The organism is Streptomyces pactum (assembly GCF_016031615.1).
In the GTDB taxonomy this organism is placed as follows: domain Bacteria; phylum Actinomycetota; class Actinomycetes; order Streptomycetales; family Streptomycetaceae; genus Streptomyces; species Streptomyces pactus.
Map to the genome: position 1 here is coordinate 6,527,747 of NZ_JACYXC010000001.1, position 19,368 is coordinate 6,547,114.

14 protein-coding genes are annotated in these 19,368 nt (G+C 74.7%); 6 read left to right on the forward strand and 8 right to left on the reverse strand.

Annotated elements, in window-relative coordinates; genetic code table 11:
- The first annotated feature begins 37 nt into the window (after window positions 1–37).
- Window positions 38–1,384 (forward strand): hemolysin family protein, encoded by a 1,347-nt coding sequence (locus IHE55_RS25840; RefSeq protein ID WP_197991220.1) that lies wholly within the window; start codon window positions 38–40, stop codon window positions 1,382–1,384.
- Complete coding sequence (locus IHE55_RS25845; protein ID WP_197991221.1) at window positions 1,381–2,568, forward strand: hemolysin family protein; 1,188 nt, start codon at window positions 1,381–1,383, stop codon at window positions 2,566–2,568. The genes IHE55_RS25840 and IHE55_RS25845 overlap by 4 nt, the downstream gene beginning before the upstream one ends.
- Window positions 2,569–3,231: 663 nt before the next feature.
- Here IHE55_RS25845 and IHE55_RS25850 read toward each other — a convergent pair.
- Together IHE55_RS25850 and IHE55_RS25855 are read right to left on the reverse strand one after the other, a co-directional pair.
- Window positions 3,232–5,127, reverse strand: a complete 1,896-nt coding sequence (locus IHE55_RS25850; RefSeq protein WP_197991222.1) for an AAA family ATPase — start codon at window positions 5,125–5,127, stop codon at window positions 3,232–3,234.
- Between the two features lie 575 nt (window positions 5,128–5,702).
- Complete coding sequence (locus IHE55_RS25855) at window positions 5,703–6,284, reverse strand: uridine kinase family protein (RefSeq protein ID WP_197991223.1); 582 nt, start codon at window positions 6,282–6,284, stop codon at window positions 5,703–5,705.
- 185 nt (window positions 6,285–6,469) lie between these two features.
- On the opposite strand from IHE55_RS25855, the gene IHE55_RS25860 reads away from it, so the two are divergent.
- Both IHE55_RS25860 and IHE55_RS25865 read left to right on the forward strand, forming a co-directional pair.
- Entirely contained in the window at window positions 6,470–7,846 is a 1,377-nt protein-coding gene (locus IHE55_RS25860) for a C39 family peptidase (RefSeq protein ID WP_197991224.1), read from the forward strand.
- Window positions 7,847–8,553: 707 nt separating this feature from the next.
- Window positions 8,554–10,713: a putative bifunctional diguanylate cyclase/phosphodiesterase gene (locus IHE55_RS25865; RefSeq protein ID WP_197991225.1), complete on the forward strand. Its 2,160-nt coding sequence runs from the start codon at window positions 8,554–8,556 to the stop codon at window positions 10,711–10,713.
- Between the two features lie 412 nt (window positions 10,714–11,125).
- Here the strand turns inward: IHE55_RS25865 and IHE55_RS25870 are convergent, their stop codons facing one another.
- Complete coding sequence (locus IHE55_RS25870) at window positions 11,126–11,536, reverse strand: DUF779 domain-containing protein (RefSeq protein ID WP_197991226.1); 411 nt, start codon at window positions 11,534–11,536, stop codon at window positions 11,126–11,128.
- A gap of 707 nt (window positions 11,537–12,243) precedes the next feature.
- On the opposite strand from IHE55_RS25870, the gene IHE55_RS25875 reads away from it, so the two are divergent.
- Window positions 12,244–12,456: a hypothetical protein gene (locus IHE55_RS25875; RefSeq protein ID WP_197991227.1), complete on the forward strand. Its 213-nt coding sequence runs from the start codon at window positions 12,244–12,246 to the stop codon at window positions 12,454–12,456.
- 253 nt (window positions 12,457–12,709) lie between these two features.
- Entirely contained in the window at window positions 12,710–13,378 is a 669-nt protein-coding gene (locus tag IHE55_RS25880; RefSeq protein WP_197991228.1) for a DUF4232 domain-containing protein, read from the forward strand.
- Window positions 13,379–13,633: 255 nt separating this feature from the next.
- On the opposite strand, the gene IHE55_RS25885 is transcribed toward IHE55_RS25880, so the two are convergent.
- From IHE55_RS25885 to IHE55_RS25905, 5 genes are all read right to left on the reverse strand, one after another.
- Window positions 13,634–14,707, reverse strand: coding sequence for a chitinase (locus IHE55_RS25885; RefSeq protein WP_197991229.1), 1,074 nt, complete (start codon window positions 14,705–14,707; stop codon window positions 13,634–13,636).
- A 578-nt stretch (window positions 14,708–15,285) separates the two neighbouring features.
- The gene (locus IHE55_RS25890) at window positions 15,286–15,774 is read right to left on the reverse strand and encodes a hypothetical protein (RefSeq protein WP_197991230.1); all 489 of its coding nucleotides are present in this window, start codon (window positions 15,772–15,774) and stop codon (window positions 15,286–15,288) included.
- A complete protein-coding gene (locus tag IHE55_RS25895) occupies window positions 15,771–18,260 on the reverse strand; it encodes a molybdopterin oxidoreductase family protein (RefSeq protein WP_197991231.1) in 2,490 nt (829 codons plus the stop codon). Before IHE55_RS25895 ends, IHE55_RS25890 begins: the two co-directional genes overlap by 4 nt.
- An 81-nt stretch (window positions 18,261–18,341) precedes the next feature.
- Window positions 18,342–18,536 carry a hypothetical protein gene (locus tag IHE55_RS25900; protein ID WP_197991232.1) on the reverse strand — a complete coding sequence of 65 codons (195 nt, stop codon included), beginning with the start codon at window positions 18,534–18,536 and terminating at the stop codon, window positions 18,342–18,344.
- A gap of 325 nt (window positions 18,537–18,861) precedes the next feature.
- The gene (locus IHE55_RS25905) at window positions 18,862–19,227 is read right to left on the reverse strand and encodes a PH domain-containing protein (RefSeq protein ID WP_197992254.1); all 366 of its coding nucleotides are present in this window, start codon (window positions 19,225–19,227) and stop codon (window positions 18,862–18,864) included.
- Window positions 19,228–19,368: the final 141 nt, after the last annotated feature.

Here is a 19,368-nt window from a genome sequence, read left to right on the forward strand (position 1 = left end):
GTAGTACCTGCGCCGCCCCTCGTCCTCGGGCGGCGGCATGAGTCTCACGCTCTCCCTCGTGCTGCTCCTGGCGGCACTACTCCTCATCCTCGCCAACGGATTCTTCGTCGCCGCCGAGTTCGGCCTGGTCACCGTGGAGCGGGCGGACGCCGAACGCGCCGCCGCCGAGGGCGACCGGCGGGCCCGTACCGTCACCCGGGCCCTGCGCGAGCTGTCCTTCCAGCTCTCCGGGACGCAACTGGGCATCACCATCACCTCCCTGGTCATCGGGATGCTCGCCCAGCCGGCGCTCGGCCGGCTGCTGACCGGACCGCTCACCGCCGCCGGGCTGCCCGGCGGCGTGGTCCCCGGCGTCGCCGTGGTCATCGGCATGCTGCTGGCCTCCGCGGTCCAGATGGTCATCGGCGAACTCGTCCCGAAGAACTGGGCGGTCTCCCGGCCGATGCAGGTCGCGCGCTTCGTGGCCGGCCCGCAGTACGCCTTCGCCCGCTTCTTCCGCCCGATGATCGCCGCGCTGAACTCCGTCGCCAACCGGCTGGTGCGCACCCTGGGCGTGGAACCCACCGAGGAACTCGCCTCCGCGCGCACCCCCGGCGAACTGGTCTCGCTCGCCCGCCACTCGGCCCGCGCCGGGGCGCTGGAGCAGGACACCGCCGACCTGTTCGTACGGACCCTCTCGCTCGGCGAGCTGACCGCCCAGCACGTGATGACCCCCCGGGTGCGGGTCAGCGCCCTGCAGTCCACGGCCACCGCCGCGGACGTGCTCAACCTCACCCGGGCCACCGGCCTGTCCCGCTTCCCGGTCTACCGCGAGCGGCTCGACGAGGTCGTCGGCATGGTGCACCTCAAGGACGCCCTGGCGGTGCCCGCCGCACGGCGGCTGCGCACCCCGGTGGGCCGGATCGCCCGCCCCGCGCTGCTGGTCCCCGAGACCCTGCCGGTCCAGCCGCTGCTGGAGCGGCTGCGCGACGAGCAGCCGATAGCGGTGGTCGTCGACGAGTACGGCGGCACCGCCGGGGTCGTCACCCTGGAGGACATCGTGGAGGAACTGGTGGGCGAGGTGCGTGACGAGCACGACGACGAGTCCGCCGACACCCCCGACCTGACCCCGCTGCCCACCGAGGACGGCCGGGCCGTGTGGGAGGCGGACGGCGGCTGCCGGGTGGACGCCCTGCGCGCCATCGGCCTGCCGGTCCCCGACGGGCCGTACGAGACGGTGGCCGGGCTCGTCGCCGACCTGCTCGCCCGCATCCCCGCCCCCGGCGACACCGCCGAACTGGCCGGCTGGAAGCTGGCCGTCCGGCAGGTGGGCCACCACCGCGCGGAGCGGGTGCGCATCCTGCGCACCGCCGCCGCCCCGGTCACCGTGGGGGCCGAGCGATGACCGCGGTACAGCTGCTCTTCGCCCTGCTGCTGGTGCTCGCCAACGGCTTCTTCGTCGGCGCCGAGTTCGCCCTGGTCTCGGTGCGCCGCAGCCAGATCGAGCAGCACGCCGGCACCTCCGCCCGCGCCCGCACCGTGCTGGCGGGCCTGGAGAACCTGCCCCAGATGATGGCCGCCGCCCAGTTCGGCATCACCGTTTGCTCGCTGACGCTGGGCGCGGTCGCCGAGCCGACCGTCGCCCATCTGCTGGAGCCGGCGTTCCACGCCGTCCACCTGCCCGGGCAGCTGGTGCACCCGCTCGGTTACGCCATCGCGCTCGCCCTCGTGGTCTGCCTCCACCTGGTCATCGGCGAGATGGTCCCGAAGAACCTCGCCATGGCCGCGCCGGAGAAGACCGCCCTGTGGCTGTCGCCGGCCCTGGTGGCCTTCGCCCGGCTGTGCCGCCCGGTCACCGTGGCGCTGGGAGCCTGCTCCCGGCTGGTGCTGCGCGCCTTCCGGGTCGAGCCCAAGGACGAGGTGGAGGCCGTCTTCACCAGCGAGCAGCTCACCCACCTGGTGGCCGACTCCCGCCAGGCGGGGCTGCTGGAGGCGGTGGAGCAGGAACGCCTCGCGGACGCCCTGGAGCTGGGCAGCCGCCCGGTCACCGACGTCCTGCTGGACCCGGCGGGCCTGGTCACCGTCGATCCGGCGGTCACCCCCCGGCGGATCGAGGAACTCACCGTCGCCACCGGCTTCTCCCGCTTCCCGGTCCGCGGGCCGGGCGGCGCCTTCATGGGGTACCTGCACGTCAAGGACGTGCTGGACCTGGAGGACCCGGACCGGGCGGTGCCGCAGCACGTCTGGCGGCCGATCGGCACGCTGCGCGCCGAACTCCCGCTGGACGACGCGCTGACCGTGATGCGCCGGGCGGCCGCCCACCTCGCCGCGGTCGCCGACTCCTCCGGGCGGGTGCTCGGCCTGGTGGCGCTGGAGGACGTGCTGGAGAAGCTGGTCGGTGAGGTGCGCGACCCCGCCCACCGGGTGCCGCCGCGACGGGACACCGGGCCGGCGGGCGCCGCCGCGCCGGTGCCGCCCGCCGCCGCGGACGGCGCTCCCGCGGACGGCGCCCCCGCACCGGCGGGTCCCGGCGGGCCGCCCACCGGTGGCACCCCGGCCCCGGCGGGGGAGCGCGAGATGGTCGGCTGACCGCCGGACGGCGGGCTGCCGGACGCCGGACGGCGGACGGCGGTCAGTGGGCGCCGGCGGGCAGCCGGCGCCCGGAACCGGCATCCGGGACCGGTGCGGTGGCCGGTGATCGCCACCGGTGGTCGCCGGCCACCGCACCGGTGAGCGTCCGGCAGGCCCGCACCGGTGAGCGTCCCGCGGTCGCGACCGTCTTCCACCGGCGCACCGCACCGGGACGGTTCCGTCGGTGGTACGGCGGGGGCGGCGGGGACGACTCTGTGCGCCCCGCCGTACCACCGCCCCGGCGCCTGCCACCCCGCCGTACCGGCGCCTGCCGCGTCCGGGTGCGACGTGCCCGGCGTTCTCCGCGGCCGGCCGGCGGGTGCCCTGTTCGCGCTCGGCCCGGCCGGCGGCCGCCCCGGCCCGGCGGCGGACCCAGTCGCCTTCTCCCGGCCACGGCCGGCGGGTTGCCGGCCATCCCCTGGCTCCCGGGCGGTTCCCTCACCCGGCGGCGGCCCCCGGTCCGGGCGGCTCCCCTCGCCCGGCGGCGCCCCTCGGCGCCCCGGCTTGGGCCCGGCCCGGGCCCGGCCCGGGCCCGGCCGCGGGCCCCGGGGCCGCAGGGCCCTGCGGCACGACGCCGCCCGGCGCTCCCGGGCCCCGCGGCGGACGCCGCCCGGCGGCCCGCTACGGCGTCTGGCCCAGCGGCGGGTCCAGCGGGCCGCGCCCGGAGAGCACCTCGCCGTACGCCTGCATCAGGTCCGGCAGCCGCAGCGTCGCCAGGTCGTCGCGGCTGGGTATCCCGGTCCACCCGGACAGCCGCAGATCGCGGTAGGCGCAGCTCTTCTCGTACAGGGTGCGCAGGAAACGGCCGTTGCCCAGCTCGTCGATCCAGCCCTGCTCCACCACGTGGCCGCTGATGCTGCGCAGCTCCTCGACCGCCTCCTCGTCCCACCGGTCACCGTTCTCGGCGGCCAGCACCTCACCGATCCGGGTGAGTTCGTCCGGGCGGTAGCTGGGGAAGTCCACGCGCGTGGTGAAGCGGGACCCCAGGCCCGGGTTGGCGGCGAGCAGCCGGTCCATGCCCTCCGGGTAGCCGGCGAGGATCACCACCAGCCGGTCCCGGTTGTCCTCGGCCCGCTTCAGCAGCACCTGGAGGGCCTCGTCGCCGTACGCGTCGCCCTTGCTGTAACCGGAGTTGGACAGGCTGTACGCCTCGTCCACGAAGAGCACCCCGCCGAGCGCCGAGTCGATCAGCTCGTTCGCCTTCACCGCCGTCTGGCCGAGGTACTCGCCCACCAGGTCCGCCCGGCCGGCCTCCACCAGGTGGTCGCCGGCGAGCAGGCCGAGCGCGTAGAAGACCCGGCCCAGGATGCGGGCGACGGTGGTCTTGCCGGTGCCGGAGGGGCCGGAGAAGACGAAATGGCGCTTGGGCGGCTGCACCGGCAGGCCCTCACCGGCCCGCAGCCGGGCCATGTTCAGCTGCGCGGACAGCGCCCGCACCTGGCGCTTGACCGGCTCCAGACCGACCATGCGCTCCAGTTCGCGCAGCGCGCTCGCCAGCAGCTCCGGGTCCGGCGGGCCCGGGCGCGCCGGACGCGGCGCCCGCTCCCGGGGACCGTCCGCCGGACCGGCCCCGGTGGGCAGCAGGAGGGGCGTCGGGCCGCCGGCACCGGCCAGCCGGGCCTCCCGGCCGTCGGCGGGCTCGGCCACCGGGGACTCCGGGTCGGGGACCGGGACGATCCCCTCGCGCCCCTCCGGCAGGTCCTGGCCGGCCCCCGCGGCGGTCGGTACCGCGGCCAGGTCCGCGGGCTCGTCGAGGCCGTCCTCGGATATCGCCGCCAGCCGGGCGGCGGTGTCCATGAAGGAGGCGTCGATCCGGTGCACCGCCCGGTACAGCGGCAGCGCCGCGGCCGACCGCCCGGTGCCCTCGTGGGCCCGGGCCAGCCAGTAGCGCAGCTCCTTGCGCTGCGGCTGCTCGCTGCGGCATCGCATCAGGGCGGCGGCCAGCAGCGGCTCGGCCTGGTTGTACATCTCCAGCCGGACCCGGGCCATCCCGCCGAACAGGCCGGCCTCGATGCCCAGCAGCGGATCGTCCAGCAGCGGCTCGGTGTGCCGCACCAACTGCTCCCAGTCCTTGACCAGATAGGCGCGGCAGGCGTGCAGGAACCGGGCCTGCGGATCGGCCTCCACCGGCGGACAGGCCGCCAGGGCCCGGTCCAGCTCGGGGACGTGCCGGCCGTCGAGCCAGTGCGAGGCGTGCGCGAGCACCAGGTCGCGGCTGCTCTCCAGCACCGGCTGCACCCACCAGCCCAGCCAGTACCAGGAGTTGAGGGGGCGCCGGTGCCGGGCGCGCTGCTCCCCGAAGCGGTCCCGGTGGCGGTACATGTGCAGCAGCGCCGCCGAGGTGTCGGCCCGCAGGGCGTGCAGCCCCAGCCATGCGTCGGCCATCCCCGGATCGTGCTGCACCGCGGCCCGGAACTCCTCCTCGGCCTGCGCGTACGCGCCCATGGTGTAGGCGTCGACCCCCCGCAGCCACGCGAGATCGGCCGGGGCGTGAGAGCCCTGGGTGCCGAAGTCCATCACGTCCCCCACAAACCGTGCCCCCGTGGTGTGCCGCCGGGCGGGTGCCGGGCCGCCGTCCTGCCTGAACCACCGTGCCGTGGCCGGGGATCTCCCCGGTCCGTCTCCCACCGCAGCCCTCGAAAGAAGGCGCTGTGCTCCTCTTCCGGGTCCGTCCCCCGCCACCGCCCCCGGAGGTGGGCGCCGCGCGCCCGGGTCCGGGCCGGTGCCGTGCGGCGCGGCCGGTGGCCGCACCGGTTCGCATCGTACCTGCGTACGCGGCGGGGGCCGAGGGTGCCGACAGGGTTCCGGCCCCGGTTGGCCGTCGCGGGACACCACCGGCGTCATCACGGAACGTGAGCGGCGATGTACGGCAAAGCGGGTGAAAGGGACGACCGCGTCATGGACGAAGCCCCCGGTCACGGGGGAACGACCGGGGGCTTCGCGTTGTCGGGCGACTCCGGCGAGCCGCGCATTGAGAACGTAAGACCTGTATGGGGCCCAGGTCAAGCGGAGTTGGGGCACTCTCGGCGCGTCGGACACCCGGTTCGCGGGTCCCACGCGGCTCGCTCACCCTCCGTGACGCCTTGGGGTGTTCAGCGTTCCGCCGCCGGCCCCGGCAGCACCTCGTACCCCGTGGGCCGCTGCCGTACCAGTGCGTCCGCGTACGGGCGGGAGGGATCCGCGGCGAAGTGGGCCTCCTCGGCCGGCCGCCACCGGTCCCAGAACGCGGCCTGCGCCGGTCCGTCCCGCAGCCGGCCGCGTGCCCAGGAGGTGCCGCGGGGCAGCTCCATCCACAACAGGTGGGCCAGGTACGGCCGGACGGCGCGGCGACCGCTGCCCACCCCCTCCAGCAGCACCACCGCGGCCGGCGGCACCCGGCGGGGCGCCGCGAAGCGGCCGGCCACCCAGTCGTAGGCGGCGAAGCGGGCGGTCCGGCCGCGGGAGAGCGGCTCCAGCACCCCGGTGCCCAGCCGCCCGGCCCACCCGAACAGCTCCTCGTGGCTGGCCAGGTCGTCGGTGTGCACCACCGGTGCGCCGCCCAGCGCCGCGGCCAGCCGGGCGGTGAACGTGGACTTCCCCGAGCCCGCGTGGCCGTCGACCGCCACCAGGCGCACCGGACCGCAGGACGGCGGGAGCGCCGCCAGCCGCCGGGCCAGCGCCTCGGTCGCGTCCATCGTCCCCTCCCGCGCGGATGTGCCGGCGGCGGCCCCGGACACCGCCGGCCCGAATCAGTGGTCCACACCAATATTGCCACCCCGCCACGACGCGGAATCACTGGCCTGGAGGGGATCCGGCGTCCATAGTTGTGCAACCGTCGCGCACCCTGGCCCATCGGGCCACGACTGGGGGGAGCCCCGAGATGACCGGAAACGGAACCGGCCCCACGCCCCGCCGCACCGTGCTCGCCGCCGCCGTCGGTGCCGCAGCGGGCATCGCCGCGGCCACCACGCCGGCGCGCGCCGTCCCGCGCGCCGCGTCCGCCCGGCGCACGCCCGGCCGGGTGGACAACCGCGGCTGGAGCAGCTGCACCGATTGGCAGGGCGGCACCGCCGAGGGCACCCGTACGGTGGCCCGGCCCCGCCCGGGCCTGGCCATCGCCCGCCCGGCCGGCGCCCTGGACCACACCGACCCGCACACCGGCACCACCGCGCGCTGGGAGTACGCCACCTGGACCTCACCGGAGCACACCCCGGCCGTCCCGGCCGGCGAGGCCATCGTCTCCTGGAACGCCCACACCCCGGCCGGCACCTGGCTCCAGGCCGAGCTGCGGGCCACCTACACCGACGGCACCACCACCCCCTGGTACGTCATGGGCCGCTGGGCCTCCGACGACGGCCCCGCCTCGATCCGGCGCACCTCGGTGGACGGGCAGGGGGACGGCCGCAGCACGGTCTGGACCGACACCCTGTCCATCGACGACACCGCCGCCGGCCCGCGCCTGGCCTCCTACCGGGTCCGGCTGACCCTGTTCCGCAGGCCGGGCAGCGGGCTCACGCCCACCGTGTGGCGGCTGAACGTGATGGGTTCCGACGTGCCGGACCGCTTCGAGGTGCCCGCCTCGGTCCCGGGGCCGGCCGCCGGCCGCGAGCTGACCGTGCCCCGGTACTCGCAGAACATCCACGTGGGCCAGTACCCGGAGTACGACAACGGCGGCGAGGCGTGGTGCAGCCCCACCTCCTCCCAGATGATCATCGAGTACTGGGGCCGCCGGCCCACCGCCGAGGACCTCGCCTGGGTCAACCCGGAGTACGCCGACCCGCAGGTCTGCCACGCGGCCCGGTTCACCTACGACCACCAGTACCGGGGCTGCGGGAACTGGCCCTTCAACGCCGCCTACGCCGCCACCTACCGGGACCTGCGCGCGGTGGTCACCCGGCTGGAGTCACTGGCGGACGCCGAACGGCTGATCGCCGCGGGCATCCCGCTGATCACCTCGCAGTCCTTCCTGGCGAGCGAGCTGGACGGGGCGGGCTACGGGACGGCCGGCCACCTGATGACGGTGATCGGCTTCACCGCGAGCGGCGACGTGATCGCCAACGACCCGGCGAGCGACAGCAACGAGGCGGTGCGCCGGGTCTACGACCGCCGGCAGTTCGAGAACGTGTGGCTGCGCACCAAGCGGTACAACGCGAGCGGAAAGGTGGTCTCCGGCACCGGGGGAGTTTGCTATCTGTACTTCCCGGCAAAGCTGACCGCCCCTCAGAAGCGGGCGCTGGCCTCCGTCGGCATCGCCTGACCGGTCAGGAAAAACGCCGTACGTAACGTAATCGAGGGCTGTCGTTTCGTAACCCGTGGCCGATTGCGGGCCGTTGTTTTCCGTTTGCTTCTTCCATTCGAACGGGCGATCAGTAATCTCGCCTCATCACCGGCGTCCGCACCGCCGGCGCGAGCGCAACCGATGAGCTGGAGACACTGACTGATGGAGCGTCCCTCCAGGGCCCCCGACGGCACCCGCCCGCCGGCGCCCGTGGTGTCCCGAACACACGGCCGTGCCCCCGGCGGGTCCCGCGTCACGGCCGGCCGGACACCCGGCCGGCCGGGTGCCCGGCCCGGCGGGAGGGCGCCGGGGCCGGGCCGGAGGGCGCCGGTGAACCCCGGCCCGTGCCGGCCCGGTACTCGCGGTCGTGCGCAGGTGGAGCCGCTCCTTGATCTGAGCCAAGCGGTTGCCGTGCCACTCCGTGCCATGCTCCACTTCCACGGGGGCGCGGACGGCCCACGGCAGGCGGTGGTTCCGCCGCGGGGCACGCGGGCGCCGGGCGGACCGCCCGCGCCGACCCGCGCCCCGGTTGACGTGGGCATCCGGCAGCCGGGAGAGCGCGAGGAGGTACGGCACGTGTACCGGCGGACGGGCCGGATCCCGGGGGACGGCCGCGGCGCGGACGGCGGCCCGGCAGGTCACATCGGTTTCGCGGGCAGCGGTCACGCGGACACAGGACGGAAGATATGAGTTCGGCCACAGACGGCGCGGAGAGAGACCTGGCGTGCTCCCGGGCACGCCCCGAGCGGTTCGCGGCCCTGTGGGCCGAGGCGATCCACCCCCTCACCGCGACCGAGATGACCCTGCCCGAGTTCGAGCGCTTTCTGCTGCCCCTGGCGTGCCGTCTCGGCGAGGCGCTGTCCGCTCCGGTGTTCGACACCCAGTCGGCGTACGAGGTCGGTGCGGCCCTGGTGGACGCGCATTGCACGGAGCCGGAGGCGCTGCCGCACATCCTCGGCACGGTCGACGCCAACCTCGTGGAGCACTTCCCTCCGGACTCCTCGATGCCCCGCGAGGAGGCCCGCGCCCGGTGCAGCCGGCTCCAGCACGCCCTGGCCGCCGGGTTCGTCCGCGAGCTGCGGGAACGTACCCGCAGCGAGCAGGAGGCCATCTCCCGGGCCGCGCTGGCGGCCCGGACCGAGGCGGAGATGGCGCTGCACGCCAGCGAGGCCAAGTTCCAGGCGGTCTTCGAGGGCGCGGTGATCGGCGTCGGCATCGCCGACCTCGACGGCTGGGTGCTCGTCGTCAACGACGCGGTGGCCCGGATGTTCGGCGGCCGGGAGTACTTCCAGACCCGCCGTAACGTCCTGGACTGGGTGCACCCCGACGACGCCCCCGGCGTCCTGGACCTGTACTACGAGCTGGTCACCGGGAAACGGGACTTCTACCGCATCCAGAAGCCGCACCCGCGCCCCGACGGCGGGGTGCTGTGGACCAACCTCACCGTCTCGCTGCTGCGCGACTCCACCGGCCGGCCGCAGTACCAGCTCACCCTGATGGAGGACATCACCGAGCAGCGGCTGCTGGAGGAACGGCTGCGGTACGAGGCCACCCACGACGCGCTGACCGGGCTGCCCAACCGCACCCTGTTCTCCGAGCGGCTGGAGCAGGCGCTGGCGGCCGGCGCGGAGAGCGAACGGTTCGGCGTCTGCTACCTGGACCTGGACGGCTTCAAGGCGGTCAACGACAGCCTCGGGCACGCGGTCGGCGACAAACTGCTGGTCTCGGTCGCCGAGCGGCTCCGGGCGTGCGCCACCGCACCGGGCACGATGGTGGCCCGGGCCGGCGGGGACGAGTTCGTGGCGCTGGTCGCCGGGCCCACCGCGCACACCGACGTGGTGGCGCTGGCGGACCGGATGCTCACCGCGCTCGCCGAACCGGTCCGGGTGGAGGGCCGGGAGCTGCTGGTCCGGGTGAGCATCGGGGTGGTGGACGGCTTCGCCGGGGAGATGGGCCAGGCCGAGGTGCTGCGCAGCGCCGACATCACCATGTACCGGGCGAAGGCCGCGGGCGGCAACCAGTACGTACGGGCCGACGCCGACTCCGACGCCCGGGTCATCGCCCGGCACAGCCTCACCAACCGGCTGCCGTCCGCCCTGGAGAACGGGGAGTTCTTCATCGAGTACCAGCCGCTGGTCCGGCTGGCCGACGGCAGCGTACGCGGCGCCGAGGCGCTGGTCCGCTGGCTGCACCCGGTGCACGGGGTGCTCGGCCCCGACCAGTTCATCCCGCTGGCCGAGCAGACCGGGCTGATCGTCCCGCTGGGCCGCTGGGTGCTCCAGGAGGCCGCCCGGCAGGCGTACACCTGGCGGAAGGAGACCGGTGACCCGCGGCTGCGGGTGAACGTCAACCTCTCACCCTGCCAGCTCACCCACAAGGGTCTGGTCGCCGACACCGTGGCGGTGCTGGAGGAGGCCGACCTGTGCCCCAGCGCGCTGTGCCTGGAGGTCACCGAGAACGACCTGATCGGTGCCGACGAGGATGCCCTGCGCCCGCTGCGGCAACTCGCCGACCTGGGGGTGGACATCGCCCTGGACGACTTCGGCACCGGGTACTCCAACCTGTCCTACCTGCGCAGACTTCCGGTCAGCACGCTGAAACTGGACCGCTCCTTCACCCGGGGCATGCAGCGTGCCCCGGCGGACCCGGTCGATGTCAAGATCGTCGAGGGGATCGTCTCGCTCGCCCACACACTCGATCTGGCGGTCACCGTGGAAGGGGTGGAGACCGGGGTGCAGGCCGAGCACCTGCGGCTGCTGGGCTGCGACACCGCACAGGGCTGGTACTACGCCCGGCCCGGCCCGCCCGAGCGACTGCACACGCTGGCGCTCGCGGACGCCAGCTGACACCCCGCCGGGGCGGCGCCACCGGGGCGGGGCCGTGCGCGTCGCGGCGCCGGATCCGGCGGGCACCGCTCCGCGGTGGGTCCCCGCAGGGGGCCGCTCGGGGCGGGGCCCGGCGGTGACCGCGCCCGGGGCGGGGTCCGGCGGTGACCGCTCCGGCGTGGGGGTCCGGTCGGCCGTGGGCGCGGCAGCACCGGTGCACCTGACCGGCGCGTGGCCATGACCGCGCGCCGGGGCGCCCGGCCACGCCCCCGGGTGACGCCGCCGGCCCGCGCCCCGGCGGGCACCCGTGCGCCCGTACCCGCCCGCCGCCATCGGCCGGTGGCGCGGTACGGGCTTCCGGGGCGCGGGCAGTGGCACGGTGTGCCGGGCCCGGTCGGGGCGCGGGGTTCCGCAGCGGGACGGGCGGCCCCGGTTACCGGCCGGGCGCCGCCCCGCCGGCCGTTGTACCGTCCACGGAACACCGCTCGGCCCCGGTGAGCAGGTCGGACCGGACGAGGAAGCGCACCCCCTCCGGCGCCTCCAGGGAGAATCCGCTGCCCCGGCCCGGTACCACGTCGATGGTGAGCCGGGTGTGGCGCCACCGCTCGAACTGGACGGCGGACATCCAGAACTCGACCGGTTCCGCCACCCCCTCGATCCGCGGTGTGCCCAGCAGTACATCGGCGGCGCCGGTCCGGAACTCCCCGCGGGGGTAGCACATCGGCGCGCTGCCGTCGCAGCAGCCGCCGGACTGGTGGAACATCAGCGGTCCGTGCGCGTCGGTCAGACGGCGGACGAGCCGCTCGGCGGCCGGGGTGAAGGTGATACGGGAGACGTCTTCCATGACTGCTCCTTCGCCGGGTCGGGGCGCCGGGAGTCCGGTCCGGGCGGCGCAGGTGTGCCCGGAAGGAGGGGCGGAGAGCCGGTGCCCGGTCCGATCCTGCTGGTCGGAGCGGACGATGGAGCGGCGATTTTCAGCCAATATCTTGCGTTGGTGGAGCGGTTCCGGTGGCTTTTCTTCGCCCTTTCCCGTCCGGTCCGGTCGGCGATAAAAGGCGGTCATCAGGGCACATCCGGCGGAATCAATCCCTCCGGTGGAGTCTTCAGGCCGCCGCCGCAGGTGCCTGATGGAGTCCCGCACCCGCGCCGCCGCGGGGCCGGGAATGATCCGCGTCCGCGCCGCGCTGCGTGCGGAGGCGTGGTGGCCGGCGCCGTCGCGCCGCGGCGGGCCCGTTTGCCGGCGCGCATCGGCGACCCGGCGTCACAGGCGGCGCGGCGTCCAGGGTGGCGCGGTGGCGTGTGGTGCGGGGTGTCTGCGGTCGTCCGTGGGGTGCTGCCGTCGCCCGGCGGGACGACCCGCCGGTGATCGGGTGACGGGGATACGTTCGATGGGCGACATGCTGAGAATGTCGGGAAACGTGCGCCCGATGATCAATGGGGACGGCACGCCCGACGACCCGGAAGACACCCCGGGGCCGTCCCCGGGAGACCACCGGGGACGGCCCGGAGCGGACGGCGGTCCCGCCCGGCCGCCGCAGGAAGGAACGCCCCATGGAAACCGACCCCGTCACCCGGTTCCTCCACGCCCTCACCCCGTCGAGCCGGGAAGCGGTGCGCGCGCTCGACCGCGACCGGCAGGAGGCCATGGCCGAGGAGTGGGAGAGACGCCTCCGCGACGAGACCGAACTGATGACGCTGAGCGAGCTGGACCCGCCGAGCGCGGAGACCCGGGCGGCGGAGGAGGTGGCCCAAGGGCTCCGCTGAGCCCGGGGGCGGGGGCCGGGGGCGGGGGGCCGTCCCCGCCCCCGGCCCGCACGTCCCGGCCCGCACGTCCCGGCCCGTTCCGGGCGGGCGCCGGTGCCGCCGGCCGTGGCCTCCCGTCGGGTGCCCGGCCCGGGGCACGGCCCCGGTGGGCACGGCCCGTCCGTCGCGCCCGGCGTGCCCCGGCGCGGGGCGAAGCTGCCGGATGCGACCGTTCCGCTCCGGAGCGTGCCGTCGCCATGTCAGGATGTCGGTCATGACTGGCATATCCGCCGGGCGTGCCCTGGCCGTCACCGGGCTCTCCCTGAGTGTTCTGCTCTCCGTCGCCGCGTGCGGTGGACAGTCCGGCACCGAGCGCAGCGCGGACGCGACCGAGGTGGGCTCCGAGGTGCCGGCCGCCTCCGACACACCCGTCCGCCCCGAGACCCTGGACGTGGACCGGTTCACGCCCTACCCCCCGTCGGGGTCGCCGTCCTCCTCGTCCTCCGGCTCCCCGTGCCCCGCTTCGGGGGTGCGGGTGACCGCCGGTGAGGCGAACGCCGCGTCGGGGCTGCGGGCCCAGGAGGTCACCCTCACCAACTGCGGGCCCACGGCGCGGCGGCTGAGCGGCTACCCGACCGTGGAACTGCTCGACGAGGACGGCAAGCCGCTGCGGATCGACATCGACCGGGGCGCCCGGCGGGTCAGCTCCGGGGTCGGGGACGCGACCCCGGCGGCGTTCTCGGTCGAGCCGGGCGGCTCGGCCACCTTCCAGCTGGTGTGGCGGAACACCTACGACGACACCAGCCAGGCCCCGGTGGTGGGCAAGACGGTGGTCGTCTCCCCGTCGGTCGGGGACATCGGGGTGCGGATCACCCCGGAGACCCCCTACGACCTCGGCTCCACCGGCCGTCTGGGGGTCACCGTCTGGGAACCGGCCCGGTAGCCCGGCCGGGGCCGGCGCGGCGCTGCACGCCGCCGGGGTCAACGGCGGCGGACCGGCGCCCGCTCCGGCGGGTCTCCGTGGTGAAACGTGAAGCAGGGGCGCGGGTCCCGGGCGCGAGCGCCCGGACCCGCGCCCCCGGACTTGTGCGGTGGGCCGCCGCGCCGCGGGGCCGGGCCGTCGTTGTACCGGGCACCGGGCCGCGGAGGACGGGGGAGTGCGCCGTACACGACCGCGGGACGCGTACGGCGCCGGGGATCAACGGCCCTGCAGCGAGCGGACGTTGTCGCCGAAGGTCCAGTTGCGTGACCCGTCCCAGTTGATCGACCAGGTCATCAGGCCCTTGAGGCCCTTGTCCCGGTAGTTGTTCCACGCCTGCGACACCAGGCTGGGGGACATGTATCCGCCGCCGGCGCCCGGCTGCGCGGGCAGGCCCGGGACCTGCTTGTCGTACGGCACCTTGATGGTGGTGCCCTGGACCACCAGCCCCTTGTTGAGGCAGTCGGTCTGCGCGGTGAACCCGGCGACGGTGCCCGCCTGGTAGGAGTCGCCGGAGCAGCCGTACATGCTGCCGTTGTAGTACTGCATGTTCAGCCACCACAGGCGGCCGTTGTCCGCGTACTTCTTGATGATCGGCAGGTAGGCGCCCCAGATCGAGCCGTAGACCACGCTGCCGCCGGTGACATAGGCGGTCTCCGGGGCCATCGTCAGGCCGAAGTTGGACGGCATCTGGGCGAGCACGCCGTCGATGATGCGGATGAGGTTCGACTGCGAGGCCGACAGCTGGTTGATGTTGCCGCTGCCGACCAGGCCGGTCTCGATGTCGATGTCGATGCCGTCGAAGTTGTACTTCTTCAGGATCGGTACCACCGTCTCGACGAACCGGTCGGCCACCTTGGTGGAGCTGAGGTCGATGCCGGCCGCCGCGCCGCCGATGGACATCAGCAGGGTGGCGCCGTTCGCCTTGGCGTCGCACATCTCGGCGGGGGTGGACACCTTCACCGTGGCGTCCATCCCGTCCTCCCACAGCACCGTGCCGTCCGAGCGGATGACCGGGAACGCCGCGTTGATCACGTTGTAGCCGTGGTCGCGGATGCGCTTGTCGTTGATCGGCACCCAGCCGAACGGCGGGTGCACGCCGTTGGCCGAGCCGTCCCAGTTCTCCCAGTAGCCCTGGAGCACCTTGCCCGTGGGCTTGGACTTCACCGCACAGGTGTCGGTCTGTGCGGCGGTGTTCTCGCGGGGTGCGGCCGTCGCCGCCGCGACGGGTATCTGAACGGCGAACGCCAGGGCCAGTGCGGCTCCCAGCAGGCGTGACGTACGACCGGACATCCGGTGCTCCCTTCCTCCCGCGGGCTCCGTGCGCGGTGGTGCCGCCGAGTCGGCGCACCGAGCCGAGGGGGTGTCATGACTGGTCCGTGGGGTGGATGGGCCGGCGCTCCCGGGGCCCGGGCATGGTCGTGCGCATGACAGATCGAGAGCCCATGATGGCCTCCTGGGCTGCGGTGGGGGGCTCGGGGCGGTGCGGGGGCGCGACGCGCACACCGTAGGCTGGTCCAGACCTGTGGTCAAGAGGTCTGGACCAACCCGGGGGAGGGGCGTTCACAGGTGGGGAGGGCCGGGAGGTCCCCCGGCCCAACGGCGGTGGTCACGCGTACGGCCGTCGCGCCCTCCGGCCGGGACCCGGGTGTCCCGCCCACGCCGCCCGGCGGTGCTCCGGGTTGTCAACCATTCACGGGGAACGGGGTGTTCGGGACGTCGGCCGTCCGGGAAAGCGGGGGCGTCCCGGAGACGAGTCGTGCGGCCCCGCCGACCCGCAGACCCGCCGACCCGCGGGCCCCGGCGCGCCGCCGGACGGTCCGTCGCCTCCGCACGGCGGGCCACGGCGCACCGTGGAGCGGTCCGGCTGGTCAGGGGGTGGTCAGCACCTGCGGGGACAGCACCTTGACCATGGTGTTGGTCCACTTCATCTGCCGCAGCGTTTGCGGATGGCAGCGGGAGGCCAGCTGGAGCAGCTCGCCGTCGTGGGCGGCCTGCGCCGCCTGGGCCAGCATCTCCCAGTACAGGGAGTTCCCCGACGCGCTCAGGTGGAGCTTCCGCAGGTCCCACAGGAGGAGCAGCCCGGGGTCGGGCCGGTCGCCCAGCGCGTGGGCGGCCCCCTCCCGCAGTGCCGTCAGCGGCGATGGCGGGTGCTCCTCCGGCGCCTCGGCCGGGTGTCCGCGGACGCGGCCGGCCTCGGCCAGTCGGTTCGCGTGCTCCCGGGACCAGCGGGCGAGGTCGGTGGCCACATGGTGCACCTCGTGCTCGGCGCGGTGGTGCTCCGCCACGGCGGTGAGCTGCCGGGCGAGCCGGCGTTCACCGTGGTGCAGGGCGCGCAGGACGAGGGTGGTGCCGTTCATGCTCCGCCTCCCGCCGGACCGGTCCAGGGCATCGCCGGGCCCTGCCGGACCAGGGCGGAACGGCCGCCGGTGGTGGGCGGTGCGGCTCCCGCGCGCCAGGGCGCGGAGGCGGTGGTGGTGGGCGCCGGGGAAGGCGTGCCGTTCCCCCGCTCCACCAGGGTGAGTGCCGCCGCCGCGGTCTTGAACAGGGGCTGCTTGGAGACCGGGTCCCAGTCGGTGACCGTGGTCTCGTTCGCGGCCCGCCCGGGTGTGCCGTCGGCCGGCCGGTGCCCGCCGGGGGTGTCCCAGTAGCCGTAGTGGAAGGGGACGAAGAGCAGTCCGGGCCGGATGCCGGTGATCCGCAGCCGGCCCCGCAGCGCGCCGCGGGGCGTACGGACCTCCACCACGTCCCCCTCCGCCAGGTCCGCGGCGGACGCGTCGGCGGCCGACGCCTCCACCCACACGTCGGGGGCCGCGGCGTCGAGCTGCGGCGCCCGGCCGGTCTTGGTGCGGGTGTGGAAGTGGTAGACGGTGCGTCCGGTGGTGAGCTGGAAGGGGTAGCGGTCGTCCGGCTCCTCGTGCGGCGGCAGGTACCCGGCGGCCCGCAGCATCCCCTTGCCCTCCGGGTTGGCCGCCCGGTACTCCACCGCGTCGGTGGCGGCCCCGGTGACCAGGTCCCGGCCGTAGCTCTCGCAGTCGTCCGGGCGGGCCCAGGTGATCCCGCCGGTGTACAGCCGCGGGGTGCCCTCCGGCGTGTCCTCGCCGCACGGCCACTGGATGCCGCTGCCGCCGCGCAGCGCGGCGTAGCTGATGCCGGTGTAGTCGCAGGGGCGGCCGGCGCTGCACCGCTTCCACGCCTCGAACGCCGACTCCGGGTCGTGCCAGCCGATCAGCGGGCCGCCGTCCCGGTCGCGGAAGTCCATCCGGGCGGCGTAGTCGAGGAAGATGTCGAGGTCGGGACGGGCCTGGCCGGGCGGTTCGACGGCCTTGTCGGACAGGTGCACGGTGCGGTCGGCGTTGGTGAACGTACCGGTCTTCTCGCCCCAGGTGGCGGCCGGCAGCACCACGTCGGCCAGGCGCGCGGTCTCGGTGAGGAACAGGTCCTGCACCACGACGAAGAGGCGGTCCTGGGAGAGCACGGAGCGGATGCGGGACAGCTCCGGCAGCGAGACGGCCGGGTTGGTGCCGCTGATCCACAGCATCCGGATCGAGCCCTGCTCGGCGAAGCGGAACATCTGCATGGCGTGGGTGGGCGGGGCGTGGTGGGGGATCGTCTCCGGCTCGACGTTCCACACCGCCGCCAGCTCCGCGACGTGCCGGTCGTTCTGCCAGTTGCGGAACCCCGGCAGGTCCCCGTTGGCCCCGCACTCCCGGGTGTTCTGCGCGGTGGGCTGCCCGTTCATCTGCAGGACGCCGGCCCCGGGCCGGCCGAGCATGCCGCGCAGCAGGTGCAGGTTGTTGATCTGCACCGCGGCCGCGGTGGCCTGGTGGGACTGGTAGACGCCCTGCAGCACGGTGGAGAGCAGCCGGTCGGCGGTCCCCAGCACCTCGGCCGCCTCCCGGATGCGTGCCGCGGGCACGTCGCAGATCCCGGCCGCCCACTCCGGTGTGCACGACGAGACCTCCCGGGCCAGCTCCTCGAAGCCCACCGTGTGCGCCGCGATGTAGTCGTGGTCGATGTGCCCGGCGCGGATGATCTCGTGCAGCAGCGCGTTGAGCAGCGCCACGTTGGTGCCGAGCCGGGGGGCCAGATGGACGGTCGCCCGGCGCGCGGCGGCGGTGGGGCGCGGGTCCACACACACCAGCCGGGGCGGGTCCCCGCCCGCCAGCCGGTCAAGGACACGCATCCACTGCACCGGCTGGGTCTCCGGCAGATTGTGGCCGAACAGCGCGATGACGTCGGCGTGGTCGATGTCGTCGTACGTGCCCGGCTGCCCGTCGCAGCCGAACGACTCCTTGAGCGCCTCCGCCGCGGTGGCGGTGCACAGACGGGTGTTGCCGTCCAGGTGGCCGGTGCCGATCCCGGCCCGGGCCAGCACGGCGAGGGTGTAGTACTCCTCCAGGAACAGCTGGCCGGAGGTGTAGAAGCCGATCGACCCGGGCCCGCGGTCCGCCAGCAGCTCCCGGGAGCGCTCCACGATCCGGTCCATCGCGGTGTCCCAGTCGGTCTCCTCCAGCCGTCCGGCGCGCCGGACCAGCGGCCGGGTCAGCCGGTCCCGGGCGGAGTTCGCCTGCCAGGCGAAGAGGTCCTTGGGCCCCAGGCGGCCCCGGTTGACCCGGTCCGACACCCGTCCGCGCACCCCCACCATGCGGCCGTCCCGGACCGCAATGTCCATCGCGTCCCCATCGGAGTGGAGGATCGAGGCGGTCTGGACCCACCGCTGCACGCTCTCCGGGCCGGTCCCCGGCTCCAGGAACGTGTCCACGCGCGCCGGCCACGGCTGGTGGCGCCGGTAGGGGGTCCGTCCGCCCCACGGGTCGGCGATCCTATCGACCGAGGTGTCCATCGCCGCCTTTCGGTGGTACCGACAGGAGGGCCGCCGCCGCCGTCACGGCGCGACGGCGGCCCGCGGTCCGCCTTCCACGGTTCACGGCAGATACTCCTCGACGGCGGCGGCGCCCTTCTCCCTGATGAGCCGGCGGGCCCGCTCGATCCGCTCCGGCGTGGGGTCCTGTCCGGCGAGCCGGACCAGGTCCTCCGGATCGATCGGCTGGTCGCTCCCGGTGCGGGGCTGGGACGGCTGACGCCGGTCGCGGGGCTGGTGTTCTTCCTGGTCACCCATGATGCGGCTCCTCGGGTACTCCGCTGGGCCAAGCTCCCTGCCCCCAGTATCCGGGGTCCGCGAGGATTTCTCCTCTCCGGCGCCGGGACCGTCCCGCTACCGGCCCGGCGGGGCGGGCCAGGTCCGGACCCGCCCGCTCCGGTACCCGTCCGTCCCGGTGACGGCCCGCGGGGCCCGGCGTGGCGGCCGGCGGAACGGGCCACCCGCCCGCCGGGTCGGCTCCGTGCCCGGCGGGCGGGGGAGGAGCGTGCCGGACGCGGCGGGGCCGGGCCACCTGCCCGTGGGCCCGGCCCAGGCGCCCGCCGGTGACGGCCGAGGCGGGGCGCTACCCCGCCACGAACTGCGTCAGCATGGCCTGCACCTCGTAGATGTCCACGCCCTTGGTGAACGTCTTCTCGATCGGCGTGGGGCTGCTGGATATCCAGATCTTCAGCTCCGCGTCGAGGTCGAAGTGGCCCGCCGTCTCCACCGCGAAGTGCGCGATGCTCTTGTACGGAACGGAGTGGTACTCGACCTTCTTGCCGGTGATCCCCTGCTTGTCGATGAAGATCAGCCGCCGGTCGGTGAAGAGGATGGTGTCCCGGATCAGCTGGTACGCGGCGTACACCTGCTCGCCCTGGCCCAGCAGCCGCTGGTACTCCCGCTGCGCCTTCCCCTGGTCCACCGTGTGCGCGTTGCCGAAAAGCCCCATGTCCCGTCCCCGTTCGACGCCGTATCCGTGGTCGCCGCACTGTAACAACGGCATCCGGCCGCCGGCTCGCCCGAACGGCGGACATCAGGGACCGGTCCGGGTCATCCCGGATGGAAACCGGGGCCCTGGGGGACGGAGCAT

Bases quoted from the DNA above. Each gene is read 5' to 3' on its own strand.
- IHE55_RS25850 (WP_197991222.1), bottom strand. From the start codon at position 5,127: ATGGACTTCGGCACCCAGGGCTCTCACGCCCCGGCCGATCTCGCGTGG.
- IHE55_RS25885 (WP_197991229.1), bottom strand. From the start codon at position 14,707: ATGTCCGGTCGTACGTCACGCCTGCTGGGAGCCGCACTGGCCCTGGCG.
- IHE55_RS25875 (WP_197991227.1), top strand. From the start codon at position 12,244: ATGGAAACCGACCCCGTCACCCGGTTCCTCCACGCCCTCACCCCGTCG.
- IHE55_RS25880 (WP_197991228.1), top strand. From the start codon at position 12,710: ATGACTGGCATATCCGCCGGGCGTGCCCTGGCCGTCACCGGGCTCTCC.
- IHE55_RS25855 (WP_197991223.1), bottom strand. From the start codon at position 6,284: ATGGACGCGACCGAGGCGCTGGCCCGGCGGCTGGCGGCGCTCCCGCCG.
- IHE55_RS25845 (WP_197991221.1), top strand. From the start codon at position 1,381: ATGACCGCGGTACAGCTGCTCTTCGCCCTGCTGCTGGTGCTCGCCAAC.
- IHE55_RS25890 (WP_197991230.1), bottom strand. From the start codon at position 15,774: ATGAACGGCACCACCCTCGTCCTGCGCGCCCTGCACCACGGTGAACGC.
- IHE55_RS25895 (WP_197991231.1), bottom strand. From the start codon at position 18,260: ATGGACACCTCGGTCGATAGGATCGCCGACCCGTGGGGCGGACGGACC.
- IHE55_RS25865 (WP_197991225.1), top strand. From the start codon at position 8,554: ATGAGTTCGGCCACAGACGGCGCGGAGAGAGACCTGGCGTGCTCCCGG.
- IHE55_RS25860 (WP_197991224.1), top strand. From the start codon at position 6,470: ATGACCGGAAACGGAACCGGCCCCACGCCCCGCCGCACCGTGCTCGCC.
- IHE55_RS25840 (WP_197991220.1), top strand. From the start codon at position 38: ATGAGTCTCACGCTCTCCCTCGTGCTGCTCCTGGCGGCACTACTCCTC.
- IHE55_RS25905 (WP_197992254.1), bottom strand. From the start codon at position 19,227: ATGGGGCTTTTCGGCAACGCGCACACGGTGGACCAGGGGAAGGCGCAG.
- IHE55_RS25870 (WP_197991226.1), bottom strand. From the start codon at position 11,536: ATGGAAGACGTCTCCCGTATCACCTTCACCCCGGCCGCCGAGCGGCTC.
- IHE55_RS25900 (WP_197991232.1), bottom strand. From the start codon at position 18,536: ATGGGTGACCAGGAAGAACACCAGCCCCGCGACCGGCGTCAGCCGTCC.